Annotated in this window: 28 protein-coding genes and 1 pseudogene; 8 read left to right on the top strand and 21 right to left on the bottom strand. The window is 34.3% G+C overall.

Annotated features, from left to right (window positions below):
* Positions 1–681, bottom strand: coding sequence for a class I SAM-dependent methyltransferase (locus NSS97_RS10625; protein ID WP_002085991.1), 681 nt, complete (start codon positions 679–681; stop codon positions 1–3).
* A 359-nt stretch (positions 682–1,040) separates the two neighbouring features.
* On the opposite strand from NSS97_RS10625, the gene NSS97_RS10620 reads away from it, so the two are divergent.
* Entirely contained in the window at positions 1,041–1,379 is a 339-nt protein-coding gene (locus NSS97_RS10620) for a hypothetical protein (protein WP_001253195.1), read from the top strand.
* A 30-nt stretch (positions 1,380–1,409) separates the two neighbouring features.
* Here NSS97_RS10620 and NSS97_RS10615 read toward each other — a convergent pair whose 3' ends face one another.
* From NSS97_RS10615 to ytfJ, 4 genes are all read right to left on the bottom strand, one after another.
* Positions 1,410–1,622 (bottom strand): hypothetical protein, encoded by a 213-nt coding sequence (locus NSS97_RS10615; protein WP_002012518.1) that lies wholly within the window; start codon positions 1,620–1,622, stop codon positions 1,410–1,412.
* A 69-nt stretch (positions 1,623–1,691) separates the two neighbouring features.
* On the bottom strand, positions 1,692–2,012 hold the full coding sequence (locus NSS97_RS10610; RefSeq protein WP_002118741.1) for a hypothetical protein: 321 nt from the start codon (positions 2,010–2,012) through the stop codon (positions 1,692–1,694).
* Positions 2,013–2,063: 51 nt separating this feature from the next.
* The gene (locus NSS97_RS10605) at positions 2,064–2,840 is read right to left on the bottom strand and encodes a hypothetical protein (RefSeq protein WP_002085994.1); all 777 of its coding nucleotides are present in this window, start codon (positions 2,838–2,840) and stop codon (positions 2,064–2,066) included.
* Positions 2,841–3,000: 160 nt separating this feature from the next.
* Complete coding sequence (gene ytfJ / locus NSS97_RS10600; protein ID WP_002127061.1) at positions 3,001–3,426, bottom strand: GerW family sporulation protein; 426 nt, start codon at positions 3,424–3,426, stop codon at positions 3,001–3,003.
* A gap of 131 nt (positions 3,427–3,557) precedes the next feature.
* Between ytfJ and NSS97_RS10595 the strand changes: the two genes are divergently transcribed.
* Positions 3,558–4,343, top strand: a complete 786-nt coding sequence (locus tag NSS97_RS10595) for a GNAT family N-acetyltransferase (protein ID WP_107887956.1) — start codon at positions 3,558–3,560, stop codon at positions 4,341–4,343.
* A gap of 64 nt (positions 4,344–4,407) precedes the next feature.
* Here the strand turns inward: NSS97_RS10595 and NSS97_RS10590 are convergent, their stop codons facing one another.
* The 7 genes from NSS97_RS10590 to NSS97_RS10560 form a co-directional block, all read right to left on the bottom strand.
* On the bottom strand, positions 4,408–4,836 hold the full coding sequence (locus tag NSS97_RS10590) for a GNAT family N-acetyltransferase (RefSeq protein ID WP_002031496.1): 429 nt from the start codon (positions 4,834–4,836) through the stop codon (positions 4,408–4,410).
* Positions 4,837–4,849: 13 nt separating this feature from the next.
* The gene (locus tag NSS97_RS10585) at positions 4,850–5,206 is read right to left on the bottom strand and encodes a cupin domain-containing protein (protein ID WP_107887955.1); all 357 of its coding nucleotides are present in this window, start codon (positions 5,204–5,206) and stop codon (positions 4,850–4,852) included.
* 12 nt (positions 5,207–5,218) lie between these two features.
* A complete protein-coding gene (locus NSS97_RS10580) occupies positions 5,219–5,704 on the bottom strand; it encodes a GNAT family N-acetyltransferase (RefSeq protein WP_002127033.1) in 486 nt (161 codons plus the stop codon).
* The gene (locus tag NSS97_RS10575; protein ID WP_107887954.1) at positions 5,701–6,261 is read right to left on the bottom strand and encodes a 2'-5' RNA ligase family protein; all 561 of its coding nucleotides are present in this window, start codon (positions 6,259–6,261) and stop codon (positions 5,701–5,703) included. The genes NSS97_RS10580 and NSS97_RS10575 overlap by 4 nt, the downstream gene beginning before the upstream one ends.
* Positions 6,262–6,267: 6 nt before the next feature.
* Positions 6,268–6,834: a GNAT family N-acetyltransferase gene (locus tag NSS97_RS10570; RefSeq protein WP_088032674.1), complete on the bottom strand. Its 567-nt coding sequence runs from the start codon at positions 6,832–6,834 to the stop codon at positions 6,268–6,270.
* 231 nt (positions 6,835–7,065) lie between these two features.
* On the bottom strand, positions 7,066–8,193 hold the full coding sequence (locus NSS97_RS10565) for a metallophosphoesterase (RefSeq protein ID WP_341112426.1): 1,128 nt from the start codon (positions 8,191–8,193) through the stop codon (positions 7,066–7,068).
* Positions 8,194–8,343: 150 nt separating this feature from the next.
* Positions 8,344–8,766, bottom strand: a complete 423-nt coding sequence (locus NSS97_RS10560; RefSeq protein ID WP_088032670.1) for a GNAT family N-acetyltransferase — start codon at positions 8,764–8,766, stop codon at positions 8,344–8,346.
* A gap of 131 nt (positions 8,767–8,897) precedes the next feature.
* Between NSS97_RS10560 and pdxR the strand changes: the two genes are divergently transcribed.
* Positions 8,898–10,298, top strand: coding sequence for a MocR-like pyridoxine biosynthesis transcription factor PdxR (gene pdxR / locus NSS97_RS10555; RefSeq protein ID WP_107887952.1), 1,401 nt, complete (start codon positions 8,898–8,900; stop codon positions 10,296–10,298).
* 44 nt (positions 10,299–10,342) lie between these two features.
* On the opposite strand, the gene NSS97_RS10550 is transcribed toward pdxR, so the two are convergent.
* Both NSS97_RS10550 and NSS97_RS10545 read right to left on the bottom strand, forming a co-directional pair.
* Positions 10,343–11,200: a YitT family protein gene (locus NSS97_RS10550; protein WP_107887951.1), complete on the bottom strand. Its 858-nt coding sequence runs from the start codon at positions 11,198–11,200 to the stop codon at positions 10,343–10,345.
* 169 nt (positions 11,201–11,369) lie between these two features.
* A complete protein-coding gene (locus NSS97_RS10545; protein WP_107887950.1) occupies positions 11,370–12,578 on the bottom strand; it encodes a macrolide family glycosyltransferase in 1,209 nt (402 codons plus the stop codon).
* 383 nt (positions 12,579–12,961) lie between these two features.
* On the opposite strand from NSS97_RS10545, the gene NSS97_RS10540 reads away from it, so the two are divergent.
* The 3 genes from NSS97_RS10540 to NSS97_RS10530 are packed head-to-tail and all read left to right on the top strand — an operon-like array spanning position 12,962 to position 15,457.
* On the top strand, positions 12,962–13,840 hold the full coding sequence (locus tag NSS97_RS10540) for a phosphotransferase (protein ID WP_341112423.1): 879 nt from the start codon (positions 12,962–12,964) through the stop codon (positions 13,838–13,840).
* 23 nt (positions 13,841–13,863) lie between these two features.
* A complete protein-coding gene (locus NSS97_RS10535) occupies positions 13,864–14,751 on the top strand; it encodes a GNAT family N-acetyltransferase (protein WP_088039263.1) in 888 nt (295 codons plus the stop codon).
* The gene (locus NSS97_RS10530) at positions 14,744–15,457 is read left to right on the top strand and encodes a class I SAM-dependent methyltransferase (RefSeq protein ID WP_002189385.1); all 714 of its coding nucleotides are present in this window, start codon (positions 14,744–14,746) and stop codon (positions 15,455–15,457) included. Before NSS97_RS10535 ends, NSS97_RS10530 begins: the two co-directional genes overlap by 8 nt.
* A 20-nt stretch (positions 15,458–15,477) precedes the next feature.
* On the opposite strand, the gene alr is transcribed toward NSS97_RS10530, so the two are convergent.
* The gene (alr, locus tag NSS97_RS10525) at positions 15,478–16,653 is read right to left on the bottom strand and encodes an alanine racemase (RefSeq protein WP_002141421.1); all 1,176 of its coding nucleotides are present in this window, start codon (positions 16,651–16,653) and stop codon (positions 15,478–15,480) included.
* Between the two features lie 171 nt (positions 16,654–16,824).
* On the opposite strand from alr, the gene NSS97_RS10520 reads away from it, so the two are divergent.
* Positions 16,825–17,286: a DinB family protein gene (locus tag NSS97_RS10520; RefSeq protein ID WP_002031519.1), complete on the top strand. Its 462-nt coding sequence runs from the start codon at positions 16,825–16,827 to the stop codon at positions 17,284–17,286.
* A gap of 7 nt (positions 17,287–17,293) precedes the next feature.
* Here NSS97_RS10520 and NSS97_RS10515 read toward each other — a convergent pair whose 3' ends face one another.
* The 5 genes from NSS97_RS10515 to NSS97_RS10495 form a co-directional block, all read right to left on the bottom strand.
* Positions 17,294–18,070 carry a Cof-type HAD-IIB family hydrolase gene (locus NSS97_RS10515; RefSeq protein ID WP_002031522.1) on the bottom strand — a complete coding sequence of 259 codons (777 nt, stop codon included), beginning with the start codon at positions 18,068–18,070 and terminating at the stop codon, positions 17,294–17,296.
* Between the two features lie 6 nt (positions 18,071–18,076).
* Entirely contained in the window at positions 18,077–18,667 is a 591-nt protein-coding gene (locus tag NSS97_RS10510; protein WP_002141416.1) for a histidine phosphatase family protein, read from the bottom strand.
* 91 nt (positions 18,668–18,758) lie between these two features.
* Positions 18,759–19,964 carry a stage II sporulation protein P gene (spoIIP, locus tag NSS97_RS10505; RefSeq protein ID WP_002193069.1) on the bottom strand — a complete coding sequence of 402 codons (1,206 nt, stop codon included), beginning with the start codon at positions 19,962–19,964 and terminating at the stop codon, positions 18,759–18,761.
* A 23-nt stretch (positions 19,965–19,987) separates the two neighbouring features.
* Complete coding sequence (locus NSS97_RS10500) at positions 19,988–20,956, bottom strand: SPFH domain-containing protein (RefSeq protein WP_002031527.1); 969 nt, start codon at positions 20,954–20,956, stop codon at positions 19,988–19,990.
* Positions 20,957–20,958: 2 nt separating this feature from the next.
* Positions 20,959–21,387: an NfeD family protein gene (locus NSS97_RS10495; RefSeq protein WP_002012470.1), complete on the bottom strand. Its 429-nt coding sequence runs from the start codon at positions 21,385–21,387 to the stop codon at positions 20,959–20,961.
* 351 nt (positions 21,388–21,738) lie between these two features.
* Between NSS97_RS10495 and NSS97_RS10490 the strand changes: the two are divergent.
* A pseudogene (locus NSS97_RS10490) lies at positions 21,739–21,864 on the top strand (MFS transporter); the annotation flags it as partial.
* 224 nt (positions 21,865–22,088) lie between these two features.
* On the opposite strand, the gene NSS97_RS10485 reads toward NSS97_RS10490, so the two are convergent.
* Entirely contained in the window at positions 22,089–23,558 is a 1,470-nt protein-coding gene (locus tag NSS97_RS10485) for an amidase family protein (protein ID WP_107887948.1), read from the bottom strand.
* Between the last annotated feature and the right edge of the window lie 68 nt (positions 23,559–23,626).

Below are 23,626 nucleotides of genomic sequence, written 5' to 3'. Positions count from 1 at the left end.
TTATACGTTTTTTAACATAAATACCCATAAAAATGTTAACGCTTGTTGTAACTCTGTAGGTAGCTGACCTAACATCTTCTCATTTACTCCGCGCTTATATACGCCGGTACCATCTACAACTTCAAATCCTTGTTCTTTTGCTAACTGTTCAAATTCCCAAGGCATCATCGTATTGCAAACAACGTCTTTGCCATATAGGCGCGGATAACTGTTCTCTCTCGGTTTTGCTGTCGGTCCTAAAATTGCAATACATGCGTATCCATCTTTCTTTAAAACACGCTTTATTTCATTTAATGCTCGCAACGGCTCCTCGGTCCATTCTAAAGAATTAATTGCCATAATTGCTTCAAATTTCTCATTTTCAAATGGTAATGAAGAAAGATCACCTTTTATAAAAGATAAGTTTGGGTCTTCTCCGCGCTCCTTACCCTTTTGAATCATAACTTCCGATAAGTCCACCCCAACCGCTTTGTAGCCAGTAAGACTTAATTTATATGTACCATACCCATCACCACAGCCAACATCTAACACTTGTACTTCCTTTTCCACGTACTGCTCAAAAAATGGAATGATTGTACTCCTGCTCCCGCTATCCCACATTTCTTGACTATTTTGATTCCAAAACTCTGCATTGTTATCCCATTTTTTCTCTGCCGATTCATGCCAATTAAACTTCGCCATACATTCCCCTACCTTCACGTATTATCATTCATTTCATTCTACATCATGTTCCAAAATCCCTGTTTATCTTCATAAGGAGATAAAGTGAAACTTTAATCAGTGGGGGTGTTTGTTCGTCCGCCACTGATTATTCTTTGAACCAATCGGGTTTTTATGGGTAGCCCGACTCCCATCTAACTTCTTTGCTCCAGCCGAATTTTGAGGCGGGGGTCTTACTGCACGGCAAATAGCGGGATAAACAGGATAACAACGGAATCTATTTTCTCCAATTTTTGCTTTACTTGGGTTTAACTCATACTCATGTTCTGCTCCTTATGAAAGATACTATAGATACACCCAATTGAAAGAGAGGGATGTACATGCGAAGAAAGAGAAATCATCATTTTAAAAGTGGTGAAAAAAACGAAGAGTATGCAGCTGAAATATCTCCGGCTGGTATTCCGATTAGACATGAGCGCAAAGAAATTGCAAATGAAATAGAAGGTACAAATACTGGTGCAATGATCGGCTATGTCGCATTATTTCTTTCGTTATTCTCCATTGCTTTTTATCCTGTTACACTCGGCTCCCTTGCTATTTTAGTTGGCTTATTAGCTGTCAATTTTGGAGCGAGAACACTTGGATATACCGCAATTGGTTTTGGTAGTTTTTCTGTTTTATTTACTTTACTCTATCCGCTTGCTTTGTCAGCGTTTTAAAAAAAACACACCAAGTTATACTTGGTGTGTTCATTCATGATACAACATGATATGACCGCATCCACAACAATGCTTCGCTGTAATTTCTTGAAAAACTGGATAATTTTCTTCATCTCTATGCTCAATAAACACCTTTTCAAATCGGTACATGTTTGGCGCATATGCCCAATCTTGTTTCGTACGTGCATATAATGTTGAAGAAAAAAACTCCTCACCACCACAAACGATACATCCCTTCTTCATCAATACCCCTCCTATGCTTGTCTTACTTCATCTATATGAACATAAGCATAAAAAAAAGACCTTCTATTACTAGAAAGTCTTCTCTGAAACAAAAAGAAATGTACCGAATATACCTACTCCGCTATATTCTTTCGTAACACCAGCTTCTGTTTTATACGTTTGCTTTACAGTCATAAAGAAAACACCATTTCGTGCATCAATACTTTCAAACTGTAATTTCTCTTTTTTTTCATCTACATTTTGCGTGCATTCAAAGCTACTCTCGTCACATTTCAATGCATACTTATCCTCTAAATACAATTTAAAATCTGATTCTTTCGGACAAGTTATAAGTAATATTGCCACGAGAATAATACTTACAATACCCACAATTGTATAATATTTCTTCATTTGTTCTCCTTTCAAAAGACAAGAAAACTTGACTTCATGCGCCAAGTTTTCTTAGTCTACAACCCATTGCCACTCTTGTTCTTTCTTATCAAAAATGAGCCAACCCGTTTCTGTTGCTTCCGCTTTCAATTCATCGATATTATCTAGTACCTCATCCGTACTTTCGAATGATCCTACTACATATACCGGAATTTCAAGACCTCTTCTCGACTCAATTTTCCCCGCTAAATCAATGTATAATCCATCTTCCATTAACGGCATAAGCCCAAGGATAACTTCCTTTGAAATTGCTGGGAAAATTTTTGATTTTTGGAAGAAAGTAAAACGTTTCTTTCCAAACGAACCGAGTTTATATGGAATCACTTTACTCAGCATTCCTACAAAATCACCGATTCTACGGTAATACACTTTGTTGTACCAACCGTCATCATGTGAAAAATAAACGAATCTATTCTTCAACAATGGGAAGAACGTTCTTCCAAGTGGTTCTTTTTTGTGAGCCAAATATAATAATTCTGCAATTTCTTTTGGCTCTAACTCATCTAAATCGCTTGCATCATCGAAATCTACCCAACAAAATTCATCAAATTCATCAATCTCTGCTTGAATGAGTTTATGTATGTTTTCTTCCTCAACATATTCAAATAAAGTATGATAATGAAAATCTGTCCACTCAAAATTATGCTTTAAAAGCAATACTTGATGAAGCGGTGAAGGGATGTTACTTGCAAACTCTTTAAACGTAATTCCAGATGTAATAAAACAATGACCCCGACGATTACCATTAATATATATCATATTGTTTACTTGGTCAGATCCTCCAGACAAAGCACCTAGCCACCTTCGTTTTATATGTTTCAATTCTATAGCATATTTTAACATGAAAAATTTTAGAAACATAGAAAAAACTTCAAAAACTATTTACAATTTCATGTGTTTTATTACATACTGATTACAAGAAAAAACACCTGCTTATGAGCAGGCGTTTTTAAAGGATTTCATCTGGGTTTTGAGGGTGATGATTTCCCTCTTTCTTTTCATCTGTTTGGAACATCGATTGAATTTTATCAATTGTTTGTGGAGCTAATTCAATTATTTTTTCTGCTAAATGTGTCGCATTTTGTAAATGAAGAATATTTACCCCGTCTTTATTCACGACTAGAAATGCTACTGGTGTAATAGAAACACCACCCGCGCTACCGCCACCAAATGCAGGGTTACCGTTCGCTCTTTGTCCATCATTCGTTTGGAAATCAGAACCTCCTGCTCCAAAACCGAACGCTACTTTAGAAACCGTTAACACTACACCACCGTCAGCCGTTTGAACAGGCTCTCCAACAATCGTATTTACATCGACCATTTCTTTTAAATTTTCCATTGCCGCTTTCATTAACCCTTGAATTGGATGATCCACCGTTCATAACCTCCTTTGTCATATCTTTCCTAGTTTTTCCGAAAGTTGGTGAACTAAACATAAAATTTTATATTGATTTCAAAAAACTTAAGTTGTAATATTTAGAAAAATAAAAAAGAGGTCGATTTTTTATGATGAGAAAATTAACAAAGAAAGATCATGAACAAGTATTCGCTTACCTAAAAGAAGAAGCAACCCTTAACTTGTTTATTATTGGGGATTTAGAAGCTTTCGGTTATGAAACAGACTTTCAAGAATTATGGGGCGTATATAAAGAGAATGGAACATTAAAATCGATTTTACTTCGCTTTCACGATACATTTATACCGTATAGTAAAGAAGAGTTTGTGGTTACTGACTATGAGGCACTTCTTTCCGCATATAAGCCGCTTAAACTCTCTGGCAAGTCAACTATTGTAGAAAGATTTGAAACTGCTCCAAGTGTACAACTAGGCGCCAAAAATGAAATGTATTTTTGCGAATGTCTAAATGACAGCAACTTACCTAGCACACCTGTCCAAGAAACAATTAAACTTGCCACACTAGATGATGTGGCGCGAATTATGCAATTACGAAGTAACATTGCTGAATTTCCAGTTGCTAATGAATCAGAGAAAATATTAAGACAAACTCTCGAAACAAATACAGGACGTACATATTATATTGAAAAAGACGGTGCTATTATCGCATCTGCTTCTACTTCCGCTGAAAATTCACTATCGGCTATGGTTGTTGGAGTCTGCACACATCCGAATCATCGCGGGAATGGATATGCTTCGCTCATATTACAAAAAATGATTCAAGACTTTACGAAAGAAGGCCGAACGCTTTGCTTATTTTATAACAATCCAGCTGCTGGACGAATTTATAAAAGTTTAGGGTTTAAAGATATTGGAATGTGGACGATGTATCGTTAAAAAGCCGATTTATTCATCGGCTTCTTTTATTTTATATTTTGCTATTCCAGCTTGAAATATTTTCTCACTTCAAAGTCATAATTACTTGTCTTTCAATGAACCCAAATTCTTCGTACATCTCTTTTGCAAAATTTCCAGCAAATACGTTCAAACGAATTTCGGAATACTTCTCCTTCAATTCCTTAATGCCAGCCTCCATCAATTCTCGCGATAATCCTCTCCCGCGATATTCTGAAAACACATACAGCTCATATATAAATCCAAGTTTTTCACGAGAAAAATAGTCTGTATTTTCCCCTATTAATATCCATCCCATTACTTTATTTTCTTCTTTAATGACTAAATAATATGCCCCTTTTTCTATTATTGGCTTTGTAATTTCAATCGCTTTTTCTTTACTTAACTGACAATTCCCTCTCGTTCCTTCGAAAAGTGATTGAGCTGCATAATGTAATATTTTTTCCGTTTCTTTCTCATTCGCTTTTGTAATCATTCCTTTCTCCCTCCTACCCTCTAATCATCATTGAAATACCATTTTCAAGTCCCTCCGACTCAATTACAATTGCCATCAAGCCCTTTTCCGTACTCGTCTCATGAAACTCACCCTTCTCCCAAAACACAGCTTGTCCAGCTTCCACCTTCACTTTTTCTTTATCTGCCCCGCATACATATCCTTCACCATCCACAATAAGAAGCAGTTGAGATACAACTGCTTCATGATATCCGATAATTCCATTCTCTTGTAAATGCATGGCACCGATATGTATATTCCCTTGATGTTTTAATATTTTTGACATTATAAAGTTAGATTGAAATGCTGATATATGCTCTCCCACTTTTTCACTGAAATCAAAAATTTTCAATTCTGATCCTCCTTATATGTATAAAACCATTCTCACTGTTTGCAGCATATGTCCTTCGAAATCTTCTTCAAATTGCTCTAAAGCCGCAAAACCTTTTGCTTCATAAAATCGTTTTCCTTTTTCATTTTCCGCTTCTACATGAATGTACATTTTTCGAATCCCTTTTAACGTCGTGATCCCTTTTTGTAACAAAGCTGTCCCTATCCCTTTCCCTTGCTGATCTGGCAACAAATAAATTGCACCTAATTCTGCTTCGTTTTGCAGTCTAATTGGTGAAAAATTTGCAAAGCCAATTACTTCTCCCTCTTCTTCCGCAACAAATAAATGTGTATTTTCAAGACGATATTTCATTTTTTCATCGGAATACGCTTCATTTAAAAAGTTGTCTTGAATCTCTCCCGGAATAATTCCTTCGTAAGTATCATGCCAAGCTATTTTCGCTACGTTTTGTACAGCATGAATATCTTCTTGCTTCATTTCTCTAATTACATATGTCATCTCGATGTCTCCATTCTCTTTAAATTACACTCTGCTAAAATACTAGAAGAAACGGCAGAACCATCTTCATAATTTACCTTAATTAATTTTAACTTCTCAATCGAAGCTAGTGTAACATTAAATTTTTCATATATATATTCCATTACACTTAAAAATTGATTTGAATTTAACCCATTAGCAATCGTGCAATGTGGAACCCATTTTCCTGGTACGTAATATGACTGTAGATTATCATGAAAAACTTTGAAATAATCATGATAAGAATGATGAAGTCTTAATAACTCATCGGTAATGGTTGGTGCTAGAAAGATCGTTCTATTAGTAGGAAAAGTTCCAACAGAAGGAAAAGTTACAGCAGCAATGTTCTCTTGAAAAACTACAAACTCCTCTAACTTCTCAGTATATAAATTAACATCTAACTCATTATAATCAGCCAATGTAATATGTGGTTCTACTCCGGCTAGTGGATTTGTTCCAATTATATTTGTTAATTCATTTTGCAATTCTCTAATTTTATTAGTGAACACACAATCAAATGTAGCAATAATAGCGTACATGCTTCCTCACCCCTTCGTTACACATAGCACTTCCCATTCTTCACGAATCATTCCCATTCGAATAGAATCATAGTATGTCCCGTTATAATATCGGCATTTTCGCATTCTACCTTCTAAGCTCATTCCTATTTTCTCCGCTACTTTCATCATTCTTTCATTGCCAGACCAAGTTGTGAGCCCAACTCTACCAATCTCCATATTTTCAAATAGCAAATCTCTATATAGTGTTAATGCTTCTGTACCGTAGCCACCATTCCAGTATGTTGGATCATAAATAACAATCCCCATCTCCAACCAACGCGTCGGTTTATGTTCCCAATAAAAACTTACTGCCCCAATAATTTGACCATTATTTTCCACAATAAGATTTGATAACGGTTCTTCTTTTAAACGTGATTGTAATTTCTCTTTGTATGATGAATATTCCTGAATTGAGAACGGAAAGTATGGTGCATCCCATCTTTTCCACTCTGGATGTTCTTCCTTATATACAATACTCCATAATTCTTTTATATCTGATTCTTCTATTGTACGAATTGTAACTTTGTTCCCCTTTAATATAACGTTTTGCATAATTTCCTCCTACATTCCTCTTTATTTCATATACAATTATAATATTTTTTCAGAAAAATCAAAACAAAACTCCACTCTATTTTGTATAATTTTGTTATATGATACGAATTATTTATATAAATTAGCCAATTTTTTCGAGTTTAATTTAGAAACTGAACTTCGGAAAAAATTGGATGAAGTACGAGCTCGTAGCATAGTTAATAAAAAACAGGAGGTTATATCCCTCCCATTTTAGCTAAATATTGTATTTCCCTTCTTTTCTACCTCAAGTAGAATCCCTTTCTCTATCCAGCCCTCTACTCCATCTTTTTTAATTAAATCATATCCCATGCAGCTACCATCAATTAAAGAAACTGTATCCCCTTTTCTAATACTAATTTGCGCACAAGAAATATCCGTTTTCACTGTATACTCACCTGATTCAAGTTGCTTTATATACTCGTTTTTCACATGAAGTAATTCATTTGTTCCTAGTTGTTTACATACGGTAAAACCTTTCATTCTCTCCACAGGCTCTATATAATAATGCGGATATGTAACCCCGCCCTGCATTACTGAATTCGCATTAAAATCGGCCAATACTTCATACTGCGGAAAATGATCTACATATGTATAAGAAAACGTATCACCTGAAGTTGTCCTCTGAATAATAAATGCATTTAATTGCCCTGCTTCTTTAATCGCATTACCACCATCAATCGCAATAATTTTTTTCTCCTTATCAATAACTGGATTGTTAGACGGCGCCTCCTCGGAATAGTTCACAACAGGCCAATGTCCAACAATTACGTACTTATCCGCTCTATGTGACTTATTAAAAAACTCCGGCATTGCAATTGCATTTTTCCTGTCTGTTTGTCTCCAATTCTCTCTATCTTCAAGGCCAGCATGTACAAAGATATAATCATCAGTTTCAATAGCAGTTGGCAATTCTGTTAGCCACTTTATTTCTTTTGAAAAATGGCTCATCAATATTTTTTTCACTTCACAAATATCACTTTCTTCATTAACGGTAACGTTCAATTTCGCTAACCATTCATTAAAAATTGTATTCTTTCTCGTACATAAATAATTTATTAGCGCAGGATTTTCATTTACAAGCGCTTCAACTACAGCTTCACAATTCCCTTCAATTACATAAACATTTGGCTTGCTAACTACTAGATCCATCACATAGTTTACGACGCCAATGCTATTTCTTCCTTTCTCACAAAGATCACCATTAATAATTAAATAATCTTCATCTTTAAAATTAACTTTATGTAATAATTCCTTTAAAAGATTTAATTCGCCATGAATATCAGATATTACGATAACTCTTACACCTTTTGGGATTAATAGTTTCTGAATTTTTTCCAAGTATGAACTCCCCTAACCTTCTTTACATTCAATATTATCGTCTCAATTATAAAGAAACTATTCGACAAAATAAGCAATTAACCCTCTTCATCTTAAACTTCTAAATAAAAGTAGGCTCTATATGTTACCTCACATAGAACCTACTTAATATTATAACTCTTTATAAAAAGAATAACTTACCTTATCATAGCCTTCTCTTTCATAAAAACGATGTGCATCAGCTCTTGGAAACGCTGATGTAAGAACGATAGAACTACACCCTTTTTCTTCCCCCCACTTTTCTACATATGACAGCAGAACCTTACCATATCCTTTTGATCTGTGAGCTTCTGCAGTTACAAGATCATATACGAAAACATGTTTCTCATTATAAAAATTCGTACAAATCGCTACACCAGCTAGACTAACAACTTCGTCATCTTCATTCTGTAACGAGAGTAGTTTATAATTTTCTTTTTTCATTTTTTGAAATAAAGAACTTGCTTCTTCTCTTGAAATTTTTGTTCGTAATTGCTGTAATACAGGGAATACATCATGTAAATCAGCTTCTGTTACTATTTCTCTAATATTCATTTTGATTCTCCTCTTTCTATTTATTAAATTTTCTAAATGTTGTATCATCATTATAAAAAGTAACTGCCCTTAACTTAAGTGACAGTTCGATTATTTTTTATATGGCCAGTTTTTAAAGGAGAATTCTTAAAATGGATCTTACTATCCCATTACAATTAGAAAGTAAAACACCAATTTATTTACAAATTTACGAATATATGAAACGAGAAATCTCTCAGGGATCACTGCCTGCCGGTACACGCCTTCCTTCTCACAGAAATTTAGCGATACAACTTAATGTTAGCCGTATTACTGTTGAATCTGCTTATCAACAATTACTAGCTGAAGGTTATGTAGAAAGTAAACCGAAGCGCGGGATTTTTGTTGTGGAAGTTGATATTGATGTCATTCAAAATAAACAACAAGTTGTGTCAAACAGCGCTAACAATATAAAAAAAGAACAATATGACTATGATTGTAGCCAAGGGCTGATTGATCAAAAAGCTTTTCCAATTACAAACTGGAAAAGAGCATTACAAGAAACTTTATTCCAGTATGAAAATGAATTATTTGCTAAAGAAGATCCTCAAGGTGAGTTCATTCTACGAGAACATATTTCAAAATATTTATACCATGCTCGCGGGGTACATTCTACACCTGATCAAATTATTATTGGAGCCGGTACGCAGCCTCTTCTTTGGCTACTACTTCAACTGCTTGGTTCAAAAAAAGAATACGGAATCGAAAACCCTGGATTTCACCGTATAACTGCTATGATTCAAAGCTCTGCTCTTCCTGTTCACCCTATACCTCTAGATGATAAAGGGATTCATATTTCAGCTTTACGTGAATCAAGTGCTAATGTAGCATACGTCACTCCATCTCACCAATTTCCTCTTGGAATGATTATGCCATTATCTAGAAGGCTCGAATTATTAAGATGGGCCAATGATTGCGAAGGATATATTATTGAAGATGATTATGACGGGGAATTTCGTTATGTAGGAAAACCTATTCCCTCTTTACAAGGACTAGATTCAAATGAACGCGTTATTTATATGGGAACTTTCTCGAAATCCTTTTTACCTTCTTTGCGAATGGGGTATATCGTTTTACCACCTCATCTTTTAAAAATCTATAAAGCGCTTGGGGGCATGTTTAAACAAACTGTTTCTACCCTGCAGCAACTTGCCTTTGCAACCTTTATTCAAAATGGGGATTGGGAACGCCATATTAATCGAAGTCGTACGTTATATAAAAGAAAACATATTTCTTTAGTTAAATCTATTACAAATGAAATGGGCAATAACGTTCATATACTCGGTGAACAATCAGGGCTTCATATCGTACTTCATGTTCATAATGGTATGAACGAACAAGAACTGATTCATACTGCTGCAAACCAACAAATCAAATTATACCCACTCTCTACATATGATTCTGTACATAATTTAAGCGAGGCGTCATATGTACTACTCGGTTTCGGCAGCATTCCCGAAGATAGTATCGAAATTGTAGTCAAATTACTAAAGGAAGCCTGGTTCCCTAAGTAAAATAACTCCACATAAGTTATACTTATGTGGAGTTATTTTACACACTATTTTTCTGATACGTCTCCTGATCGAGCAGTCCTTCCTGGACGCTTAACACCAGTTGTTTCTGTTGAATAAGAAGCTTCAATTATAGCGGTTGGATCTACAGAGAGAACGAGATCTTTCATTTTTGGATAAATGAAACGGTTTGTAGTACAATAAATGATTTTCTTGTGCTCTCCTAAAAAACCACCTTCTCCATGTAGATACGTAACGGATAATTGCAATTCTTTCATAAGCAAATCGCCTATTTCTTTATTTTTCCCAGAAATAATCATAACGCTCTTTCCTTGATTAATACCATCTAATATGAAATCAATCATTTTCGTAACAATATAGAAAATAGCTAATGAGAACATCGCTTGTTCAATTGAAAATAAAATGGCAACAAAAATGAAAATAACTGCATTAACAGCAAGTAAAAATGTACTAATTGGTACTTTAAAATGCTTGTTCATCCAAACAGCTAACATTTCTGATCCATCAATTGCTCCGCCCATTTTTACAACAATCCCAACACCAACACCAAATAGAACTCCTCCATAAAGTACAATTAATAATTCCGAAGTCGTAATTGCTGGAAATGGCTTTAAATAAATCAATCCAAGTGTTGTAACAACATTTGCATAGGATGTACGGATGAAGAACTTCTTTCCCATTACTTTTGCAGTAAATAACAAAATAGGAATATTAAGTCCTAAAAACACTCCGTAAAGCGGTAATCCTGCAACTTTATTTGCCATAATAGCAATCGCAGTTACCCCACCGTCTACTAGGCCATTAGGCGCTAAAATAAGCTCTAGTGAGCCCGCTACAATAATGGATCCAATTGTTAATAATACGTATTCGAATAATTTTTTCATTCATTACCCCCAAAACTTATATATTTTCTTAGTATTATTTTAACGTAATTTTACTACTAATTCAAAGATATCAGTTTATATACACAAAAGTTTCACCTTTATAGTGATTTTTTATGTAATTTATTTATAAAAACACACTTACGTATTTCAGTAAGTGTGCTCCAAACATTTATTTAAGTTTTAAGTATGAATTCACTTTCATTTTAAATATTTCATCAACTGCTCTATTATACCCACCAGCATTTCGAAGTGACTCTCCAACTTTACGACTATTTTCCTTAAACGTTACATCATACATTACTTTCTTTACAGTCTCACGTAACAATTCAGAAGTTAATTCTTTACGATTAAGCCTTATTCCAGCTCCTACTTCACTCACTCGTTTCGCAACTAAAGGCTGATCTCCTGTTACCGGAATTACAACTAACGGGACACCGTAATATAGTGCTTCACTCGAACTATTCATACCACCGTGTGTCACGAATACATCAGCGTACTGTAATACTTCTAATTGCGGCACATAATTATACAACTTAAAGTTATTCGGAATGTTTTCAAATTGACTTATATTTATCTTCTTACCAACAACTAATACGACTGTCGCTTCTACATCTTTAAACGCTTCAAAACATTTTTCATATAACTCAGGTTGTTCATTAAAAACTGTTCCCATAGAAATGAAAATCAATTGTTTATCTTTTAAACCTTCCATAGGAAAGCTATCTACTTCTTTTCGAGTAGCAATTGATGGACCGACAAACTTATACGATTCATCGAATACATCTGAACGCGGCTGATATTCCTTTGAAGTATATACAATAGTAATATCACCAGGATGATTCATAATATCATACATATTAATACATTTCATTCCATACTGCCTATTCCATTTTTCCATTCCCGCTAAACAAGATTGATATAATGGATTAGTTTCATCTACTTGTCTCGATTCTTGTTCATCATTAAAAGTAATGTACTGATTAAAAGCAAACGTTGTACAAGAAGAAACGCTAGGTAATTTTAAAACATTCGCTATAATACGTCCTACTGGAAAATGATTATCGTATATCAAGTAATCGTACTTTTCCCCTTTTGTTTCTTCTACAATTTGAGTAACAATACGCTCTGATGCTTCAATCATATGAGATAGCATCGTCAAAGGACTCCCACCTTCATTTACTCGTTCCATAATATTAATTTGAGAGAGAAAATTCTCAAACACTCGGAATTCTGCACCTGTTGCTTCAATCTTCTTTCTATAATCTTCAATACAATACGAAACAACTGTTTCCCCTCGCCGAATTAACTCACTTACAATAGCTAAAGTCGGATTTATATGACCTTCTCCAGGGAAATTTATTACGAGTACATTTGCCATAATATTCTCTCCTATCTAATATAATTAATAGTTAATCATATTAATTAATTTAAAACTATTAAGTAATCTATTCTACTTCTTCATATTTTTCTCTTCATTTTATTATTGAGAAATATTTTTCATAACCTACATTATAACTCTTATAAAAGTAGGCTTAACCTTTCATTTATTGAAAAATACGGGATTTACATTCAGGCATTTTTACAGATTTATCATCAGAAACATTATTTTGATAATTCATACAAAACTAGAAAAATATAATTTTCACACTGATTTCTCACCATAAATTTATTTAAGTTCTATGTTGTCCCCATCATTATCCACTTGGTACATATTCTGTTATATAATGAATTTATAGAATTTACAGAATAAGGAGCCCTTTCATGCTACAACAATTGTTCACTTCACCCATTTTATCTGTTCAAACTTTGCATCCAGGCTATGTAGACCATGCAAGCGACGTGTTTCTTGTTAAAACAGAAGCTGAAGAAGTTATTGTTCGTTCCTCAAAAATGACTGAAGAGCCCGACAATGATTTTTGGTGGGGATGTAAAAACCTTTTTGGAATTGATCCAAGGCATGCACATCATTTAGAAACAATACACGCATTATTGAAAAAGCATACTACCTTACCCATCCCGACTATTTTGCAAAAACATGTTTTAAATGAGCGAGAGTATGTAATCGTCGAAAAACTAACCGGAAATACGCTGCAATCATTTATCGGACAACCTGATTCTATTTTATTCAGCCTTGGAAAAGGATTAGCAGAAATTCATTCGTTTCAAGCAGAGTTTATAGGAAACCCATCAAATACTTTCCACATTCCACTAGAAGAATTTAAGTCTCACATATTAAAAGTCAGTAAAGATCTTGTAAATAAGTTCTATTCCGATAACGCGAGCATCCAAAACGCATTTCATACTTTTGAGTCACAGCTCTCTTCCTTGCCGTCACCGAAGGAATCTACACTCGTTTTAATTGATATGGATCCTACTCAGTTTTTATCAGATGGAGAATCTATTACTGGTTTAGTAGATACAGAGGCTTATGCAATTTCTCCACGAGAGTTTGATTTTATTGGATTAGAATATGTACTTACAGAAAAAGAGGCTCATGCTTTTAAACAAGGTTACGAAACCATTATGCCCATTCCTCGTCTTGAAGAATGTAGACACCCCTATCGATATTTGTACCGGTTATTATCTGTTCAGGGCAGTGTGGAGTTAGAAAAGTGGCTAAGTCATCCATCCTATTTTTAAATACGAATGAGAGGGATTATGAAATGAATATTGAAAAAAAGAAATCTTTAACAGCAAACGAAATTCAGCAAATGAAAGATTTAGCTCATATTTGCGGACAACACGATCAAATTGATTACTCGTCAGATTTACATGTCAACTTTTTAACTGCCCGTAATAAAGAAAGGATAAATGATTTTATATTTTATGATGGTACTCAATTAATTGGTGCATTAAGTATGTATGACTTTGAAAGACCGACAAAACTGGAGTTAATAGGGTTTGTTCATCCAAACTATAGGAAACAACATATAGGCACCACTCTTTTACAAACCGCAATGAAAGAAATACGAATAAGAGAGGCAGATGAAGCTCTTCTTATTTTGAATGGGGATTCTGCTTCTGGGAAAGAATTTGCAAAACAAATGAAGTTACCTTATTTATATAGTGAATATAGTATGGAGTTCAAAGCAAAAGAAGTGCAAAAAACAACAAAGAATACTATACAGCTCACTCTTGCATCTTCAGAATCACTTCTTAATCTTATTGAAATTTCCAGTAAAGCCTTTGGAGATTCTGTAGAAAATACCGCTACATGGTTACAGAAAATGATGAATTCACCTTCTCATCAAGTTTACATTGCTCTTATTAATGAAAAAGCAATTGGAACGATTACAGTTACTGAGCAAGAGCAATCTACTACACTATCAGGATTTGCAGTTCATCCTTCTTATCAAGGTAAAGGATATGGTAAAGGTATTCTTAGTTATATGGTACATACACTTATTACAGAAGGAGTTTCAACAATTGAACTAGACGTCGAAACGAAAAATAACAATGCTTTAAAACTATATACACAATGTGGTTTTGAAATTAAAAAGAAGCATGACTATTATAATTTAATGAATTTTGAGCAGAATACATATGTCTAAAAAACTAATTTATTCTGATTATGATATTTTTGCAGACATTTATAATAAACATTGGGGACATTTTGCAGAACACTCCTATCCAGCCTATCATAAATTTGTTTTACAAGATGCCGCTTCCCACTCCCGTATATTAGACCTTTGCTGCGGGACTGGTCATCTTACTAGGAAACTAATTGATAATAATTTTATAGTAACTGGTATAGATGGTTCTGCTCAAATGATCGAACACGCACGTCAAAATGCGCCAGATGCAACCTTCATCGTCGATGATGCTCGCTATTTCAATATAAATGAGCAATTCCACTACGTCATCTCAGCCGGTGATAGCTTAAATCACATTATGAAATTAAACGAGCTAAAAGACGCTTTTCATCATGTTTATTCGGCATTATATGATGGAGGTACATTCGCATTTGATATAAATACAGAAAAAGGATTTCTTGAAAACTGGAGTGCTTCGTTTCATATTTCAGAACGAGAATATGTTTGTACCATTGATTCCACGTATGATAGTGAAAGTAACAGAGCAGAAATGAACTTCATACTATTTAAACATGACATAGATGATAGTTGGAAAAGAAGTGACTTTTCTTTTGAGGAAGCCTGTTACTCCAATGAAGAAATAATTTCTTCGTTGGAATCTGTAGGATTTAAAAACATTCAACTACATGGTGCAAATAGAACATTTTTCATTTGTCAAAAATAAAAAAACTGAATCATATCGATTCAGTTTTTTCTTAATATATTTACAATTGCAGTCGTTTCATCATTTTCTTTATAGACACGTGGAATTCTTCTGTCCAACATACATGTAACTTCATAGTTAATTGTACCTAGCATATCTGCTATTTCTTCTACCGCAATCTCTTCTTCATCTTGTTTGCCGTAGAATACAACTTCGTCTCCTACTTGTACTGGCATTGCATTTGTAACATCTAGCATAAGCTGATCCATACAAACACGGCCAATTACAGGTACTCGTACTCCGTTTATTAGTGCATGCCCTTTATTAGATAGCTGACGATTATAACCATCAGCATAACCAATCGGTACAGTTGCAATCCATTCTTCGCCCGTTGTTACATAAGTATTCCCATAGCTAACACCACGATTTTTCTTCGCATGTTTAACATGAGCTACTTTTGATTTTAAAGACAACGCTGGCTGTAAGGAAGCAACTGTATGATCCACTTCTCTTGAAGGATACATACCGTAAATTCCAATACCGACACGAACCATATTTTGAAATGTGTTACTAAGTTCCATTGATCCTGCACTGTTTGAACTATGAATATATGGAAAATGAATTCCTAATTCTTCCGCTGTATTTACAGCTTTCTCAAACAAACTTGTTTGCATATTTGTATAAGTTTTATCTATTTCATCAGCGGTAGAGTAATGTGTAAACATCCCTACTACTTCTACATATCGCATACGTTTTAACTCTTCAAAAAACGGTTTAACTTCTTCTTCCTGTAAACCAATACGGCTCATTCCTGTATCAATTTTCACATGAATTCGCACTTTCTTTTGAAGATGGTTTGCAACTTCATCTATACCTTGTAAATCTTCTACTCTATAAACAGTCATCATAACGTCATATTGAATTACATCTTCTACAGCTGCTACTGGTGTATATCCTAAAATTAAAATAGGTACAGTGATTCCAGCTTCTCTTAATTCAATTGCTTCATCTACAAATGCAACTGCAAGTTGGTTTATTCCTGCTTCAATAGCCGATTTCGCAACTTCAACTGCCCCATGACCATACCCATTCGCTTTTACAGCAGCCATCATTGCAATATTTTCATCATTCACACGTTTTTTAAATTCTTTTACATTATGTTTTACCGCATTTAAGTCAACTTCAACAATTGTATCTCTTCCATATTTCAAGCTCATTGGTCTAACTCCTAACTCAATAATTACATTCCATTCTATTTCACGTTTCATATGACCTTTTACAATATAATACTTTTCACTATGCTAGTCAAACTACTAGAATTTTCGGAATTTTGAGTATGATATAATACCCTTAAGAAACTATTATATACGGAGGTGAGAATAATTACAATGTTTGTTCCATCTGCATTGAATCAAGTTAAAATTGCTATCGATACTTCCATTCAAATACTGAACCAATATACTGAAAGTGATTTGAAAATAAAGTCGATTGAATCAAAGCGGGCATTATTTGAAATGTGTACACATCTTTCCCTTATTTGCCACGCTGATTTACTCATATTAAATGGTATTACGGAAAAAGACTTACATACCTTTTATATAGAACAAACACCAGAAACAATTACTCAAATACAGCAAACGATGATACAAGGGTACGATTTACTTTCTAAAACTTTTTTATCCTATTCCAATGAAGAGTTAGCGGAAATTATGACTGCTTATTGGGGTATTTCTTACTCTCGATTCGAATGGTTGCTTGAAATCGTTGCACATTTTTATCATCATCGCGGGCAAATTCATATTTTATTATGTGAGCACGTTAAAGATCCTAACATACCTTTATTTCAATAAAGGTATGTTAGACGACATTAAACTTTTTTAAGGCAAATAAAATACCACCTTCACTCGCCTTCTTTGTAACGAAATCTGCTCTTGTTTTTAACTCTTCTCCGCCATTCCCCATCGCAATTCCTAGTCCTACATACTGTAACATCTCAACATCATTTCCACCGTCACCAAAAGCAATTGCTTCTGATTTACAAATTTCCAGATGTTCCAATACCTTTTGAATTGCAGTTAGCTTCGATACTTTACTATCTTCCAACACATTCATAACGTAACCATGAAAACGTTCAAACGTAAGTGCTGGATATCTTTCAAAGAATTTTTGAGCTTCTGTTTCATCAGCATACAGACATACACAATAAATCTCTTCTGATAAGTTTCTAACTTTGTCAGGATACCGCTCTAAATTTAACGTTTCATTTAATGCTCGTATTACACGTTCGTCTTTTGAGGCAATACCATTCATTACAAATTCCTCTGTAAAATAAGAAACACTGTGACCATGTAATTCAGCGAAATTTGAAATATCATGAACAATTCCACTTGAAAGTACCGATTTATGTATAACTTCATCAGCACATTTTATATGTGCACCATTTGCAGAAATAAACGTATTTATGCCCAGCTCTTTAAATTGTGAGCATAAACTATATGGTCTCCCTGTTGTAACAACTACGTGAATTTCTTTATCTATTAACCTTTGTATCGCTTCTTTTGTGCTTTCATGCATACTTCTATCAATCTCACTTAAAAGAGTACCATCCACATCAAAAAATACAACTTTGTACATATCCTCTTACATTCCCTCTAAATGATTTGTATCATTTATAAAATGAATAGTTTTCTGTTTATCCGTAAGTTCAATCAAACTAATTCCCGTATCTCCCATTTTAAAATAATAGTCCATGCTAATTGGCATTTGGAAAAACGCTCGTAAAATACTATTTATTACACCACCGTGTGCAACAATTGCAATTCGGTCATATGTATTCTCTGTCACGATTTTAGAAAAAATCCCTTCTATTCTCATTCTAAATTCAATAAATGATTCCCCGTTTTCAAAACGATCATGAAGAAATTTTGGCTCTGGATATTTTTTCGCTTCTTCAAATGATAACCCTGCTTGTACCCCATTATTAAACTCCATTAATTCTTCTTCTAGTTGAATTGGGCACCCAATTCCTTCTGCTAATGTTTCACCAGTTTCGCGAGCACGTTTTAATGTGCTTGCCCAAATGAAATCTGGCGGGAAATCTGCTTTCACTTTCTGTACAAGTCTTTGTACTTGCTGTCTTCCCTTTTCTGTTAATTCAAAGTCAGCTCGACCTTCATGTACATTTAAAATATCTGCTTCTGATTCACCGTGGCGTATTAGTAGTATTTGCATGTTTCTTCCGCTCCCTTGTTTAATACTCACAAAACTCCATTATATCATATTCTTAACTTTATATAACAAAAAAGGAACGGTTTCCCGCCCCTCATCCATTCACTTTCTCTGCATCATTCCAATAATACTTACTAAACGCTTCCGTCAACACATCAATTGTGTTATATAATTCATCTAATGTATTATCAACACCACCAACTTCAATTAACATCGCATTTTTAGATAAATCTTGATTATAAACGCCATTTCCATCTTTTTTATACTTTGGAAAGATTCCTCTGCTTAATCCGTAATAGTTTTCATCTAAATAACTATTGATTGCTCTTGCAATTTTTTCATTTTCAGCACGCCCTTCATTTTCCATCCCAATTATAAAATATAATCTTGCATACGATTTCCCGTTAATTACTTTTGTTGTTACCTTCTTCCGCTGATCATCACGGTGTATATCAATCGGAAACGCAATTTTATTATTTTGTGCTAATGTTTCTTTTACATATTCATGAGACGCTTTATATGATTGCGGCCATTTCCATTTTTTACTCGCTAATAAATCCCCCATATTCGTTTTATCATGAACTACTGGAATTCCTTGTCCTTCAAGTTGTTCTTTCATACGTTTCCCTAGTAAGGACACATTTACATCTGGACTTGATGGATCGGTAGCCCCTGGTAATAACGGAAAGAAAGATTCCCAGCTATGTGTATGATAAATATATACTGCACTTTCACCTTTTTTCGCTCCGTTCTTTTTCTGAACCGGATTATTCTTTTCAGCTTCTGTAACTTTATCTTTTGCTACTTCTCGCTCTTTCGTTACTTCTTCAATCGGTACACTAGATTCATTTGGGATATTCGTAAAGTTTGTCCCTTCCCCAGCTACGATAATGTTAGAGTAATACTTTGACATACCAGGCACTTCTTTACCGACAAACGTTCTTAAATCTTTAATTTTCAAATCCGTCGCAATCGAGAACATTAAATTTCCAAATGACTCCCTTTTATTCTGCTTAAAATAATCAAATCCGTAATAGCGATTCTCACTTTCTATCATTTGAACAAAACCTTGCATCGATACTTTTCCAAACCATTGATTCACGTAATTCGATTTCATTGTATGTAAAAGCGACGTCAAAATCGACGCAATAATAATTATGACTAGTGCATATAGAAAGAGTAACGAGATTAGTTTCTTCCCATGTATACGGGTTGCATACTTTTTCAATGTATCACCTTCTTTATACATGGATATGTACAAGCTTTTCGTAATATACGCAAAAAAAAAGAGAAATGGCATCCCATTTCTCTTTCTCACTCTTATTATTCTTTTTCTGTATCTGACGAAGGTAATTTCTTCGCTTGTTTTTCTTTGAAGATTTCCCCAATTGCACCAAGAGTACCAAGTGTTTCAATTGCATTAGACGGAATAAAGACTTTATTCGCTGGTCCTTTTGCAACCTCAATTAATGATTCAAACGATTTATAAGCAAGTACGCGTTCATCTAAATCTGCTGCGCGAAGTAATTCAATTCGGTTTTGTTCTGCTTTTGCGATTTCCTCAATCGCTCTTGCTTCCCCTTGCGCTTCTAATTCTTTTGCTTCTTTTAAACCTTCAGCTTCTCGAATACGCGCTTCTTTATCCCCTTCAGCCATTAAAATTTTACTTTGTTTTTCCCCTTCAGCCCGAAGGACTTTATCTTGTTTCGCTGCTTCAGCTTCTAAAATGATCGCACGTTTATTACGTTCTGCTTTCATTTGTTTTTCCATTGATACTTGCACATCTTTTGGTGGATTAATATCGACTATTTCGACACGCTCAATACGAACGCCCCATTTTTCTGTCGCTTCATCAAGTGCTAAACGAATTTCTGTTGAAATTTTTTCACGACCTGATAATGTTTCATCAAGCTCCATTTTACCAATAATTTGACGCATTGTTGCAGATGTAATATTACGAACACCATATTCATAGTTTGAAATACCATATGTCGCAAGCTCTGGTTCAACAATTTGATAGAAAATAATTGTATCAATTTCTACTTGTACATTATCTTTCGTTATTACCTTTTGTGGTGGTACATTCGTTTGTTGAATACGTAAATCGTGATATACACGAACGCGGTCTACAATTGGGATTAGAATATTTAATCCTGGGTGCATAATCCGTTGAAATTTACCAAACCTTTCAACGACCCCAACTTTTTGCTGAGAAATAATTTTAATTGTCAATGCAATAAATACAACGACAATCAATGCGAAAATAATCGTTAACGTTAATGCTACTGCCATATTTATTCACTCTCCTTTTTCACTTGTAAAATAGTACTATGCCTCTGTATAACAACGACTTTTTCTCCAGCATCAATAGGAGTATCCGAAATAGCTGTCCAAGTATCTCCATCCACTTTCACAATACCGTTCACTTCACTTGTAATCGTTTGCATAACGATTCCCTTTTTACCAACAAGTTTATCTACTGTATCAGTAAAACCTTTTGCTTCTCGAAAGTTTTTAGAAATTCTTTTCGTAAAGAAAGTCAATGTTAAACTTACAATCGCCCCAACAACAACTTGTAAAAATAGTGCATCAGGAGCAAACAAAGCAATAAGACCTCCGACAACAGCTCCAATTCCAAGCCAAAGCATGTAAAACGTAATCGACAACATTTCTGCAATAAATAAAATACCCGCTATTATAAACCAAATCACCCATCCAGCCATATGCAACCCTCACTTTCTTTCTCATTTTCTATATGTATATGAAGAAAAGAATGGTTTATCCGCCCTTTCTCATAGAGGGGGCGTTTGCTACAAGCTATTATATGTATTCGCTGTTACAACAAGCATTAATATAATGCTATATTAATATATTCTTCATTATACACGAAAACCCCTTTCAAAAAATGACAAAAAATTTAATTCTTTCAAAAATATATTTTTCTGATTATAATTTGAAAAATATTATTGATTTGAAGATGGGCTTCTTATTGCCGAAACGTTCACTAGCTTACTATTTAGGCTCCAAAATGTGTATTATCCTCGCTGACATTGTATACAACTAAATCAGCTACAATTACCGATATTTTCGATGTTCGTACTATTTATATTATCGCTTCTTTTCTTATTTTATGTTCTACTTGTTTGTCTTTTCGTTTATTAAAGCATCAGAGATTGCCAAAGAAAGAGATTTCTATTTAACATATTGTATCTAAGTGATTTATTTCTTATATAAGACTTCCAACTAAATAGTCCAATGAATTTATATCAACGATTTTTCAATTATATATATTACAACTTACAATATATCAACGATTCGATATGAGATATCGATTCATCAAAAGAAATCGACAATACTTTTAGCTATTAATAAGAGCAGGCTGGCCTCCATAAATCCATTTCAGGCAACCTTCTCTCGTTTCTATTTACGATAAGTTTGGCATTTTTCTATGTTTTGTCGCTTGTTCAAAAGCATATGCTAGTTTAATTAATGCCCCTTCACTAAAAGCAGCACTTGCAAGAGTAATTCCAAAAGGCCTCCCATTATCCATATATCCCGCAGGCATTGCTATAGATGGATAACCTGCTTTCGCACATATAGTAGATCCTATATAAGAAGGGAACAGTATCGCATCCAGATTATATTTTTCCAACGCAAAATCAATACCTTGTTTTTGCGAAAAATATATATCTTCTAATCTTGCGTTTAAATATTCTGGATTTCTTAACGTATTAGGAAAATCTTTTCTTCTTTCTAACTTAGTTTGTCCATATTTCAAAGCTCTTTCTGCTATGTTTTTATTAAACTCCATTAACTCCGAAATAGAATGTACTGGAATAGTAGAAGGTAATTTAGAAAGATAGTTATCCAAGCTGTGCTTCAGCTCATAAAGTGGAACTCCCCAACTCCATTCCCTATGAAAAGACGGAATATCAATATCTTCTACTACTGTCGCTCCCTCACTACGTAATACTTGGATCGTTTCCTCAAACAATTTTTCATCGTACTCACCATTTTCGTAATAATCTTTTGGCGCATTGCTATAAACACCAATCTTCGCTCCCTTTAAACCATTAGCATCAAGATAAGATGTATAATCTTGATATGCCATGCCTTCACTTTTATGAGTAGCTACATCTTTTTCATCCACCCCAGTTAGACTCCCTAGTAAAATAGCAGCATCTGTTACCGTTCTAGCAAACGGACCGGCTGTATCTTGAGAATATGTGAACGGAATAATTCCACTACGGCTAATTAAACCAACTGTCGGCTTAATACCTACAACCGAGTTTTGAACAGCTGGACTTAAAATAGAAGCATCTGTCTCTGTTCCAACGGATAATACAGTAAAGTTAGCTGCAACGGCAGATCCTGTACTCGATCCACCAACAAACATATCATCCTTTCCTGTACCGTAAGGATTAATCGTTTGACCGCCTCTAGCGCTATATCCAGCCCACATTTCAAAAGACATTCCGTTTGCTAACTCTGTCATATTTGCTTTCCCTAGTATAATCGCACCTGCTTCTCGGAGCTTTTTAACAAGAAATGCATCTTCACTACTTATATTTTGTTCCAGGGCAATCGTACCTGCACTTGTATGCATTGAGTCATTCGTTTCAATATTATCCTTAAGTAAAACAGGTATACCATGTAATAGGCCTCTTACACCTTTTGTCTTTCTTTCATGATCTAGCGCTTCTGCAATAAAGATAGCATCCGGATTGATTTCTAAAATAGAATTGATTTTCGGACCATCTTGGTCATACTTTGCGATTCTATGAAGATAATACATGACTAGTTCTTTTGAAGTTAACTTCCCAGCTTCCATTTCCTTTTGAATATCATGAATTGTTAATTCTTTTTGCAATAATGTATTAAACTGAATTTCCATTTTCATTCTCCTTTTATAAGCCCTTATATATATGACGTGTATCTATTACTTTTTCATTTTCTCCGCTC

Origin of the sequence: Bacillus sp. FSL R12-0074 (assembly GCF_038005725.1) — a bacterium.
Classification (GTDB): Bacteria; Bacillota; Bacilli; order Bacillales; family Bacillaceae_G; genus Bacillus_A; species Bacillus_A mycoides.
The sequence above is the reverse complement of the archived record's forward strand: the minus strand, read 5'-3'. Positions and strand labels throughout refer to the sequence as shown.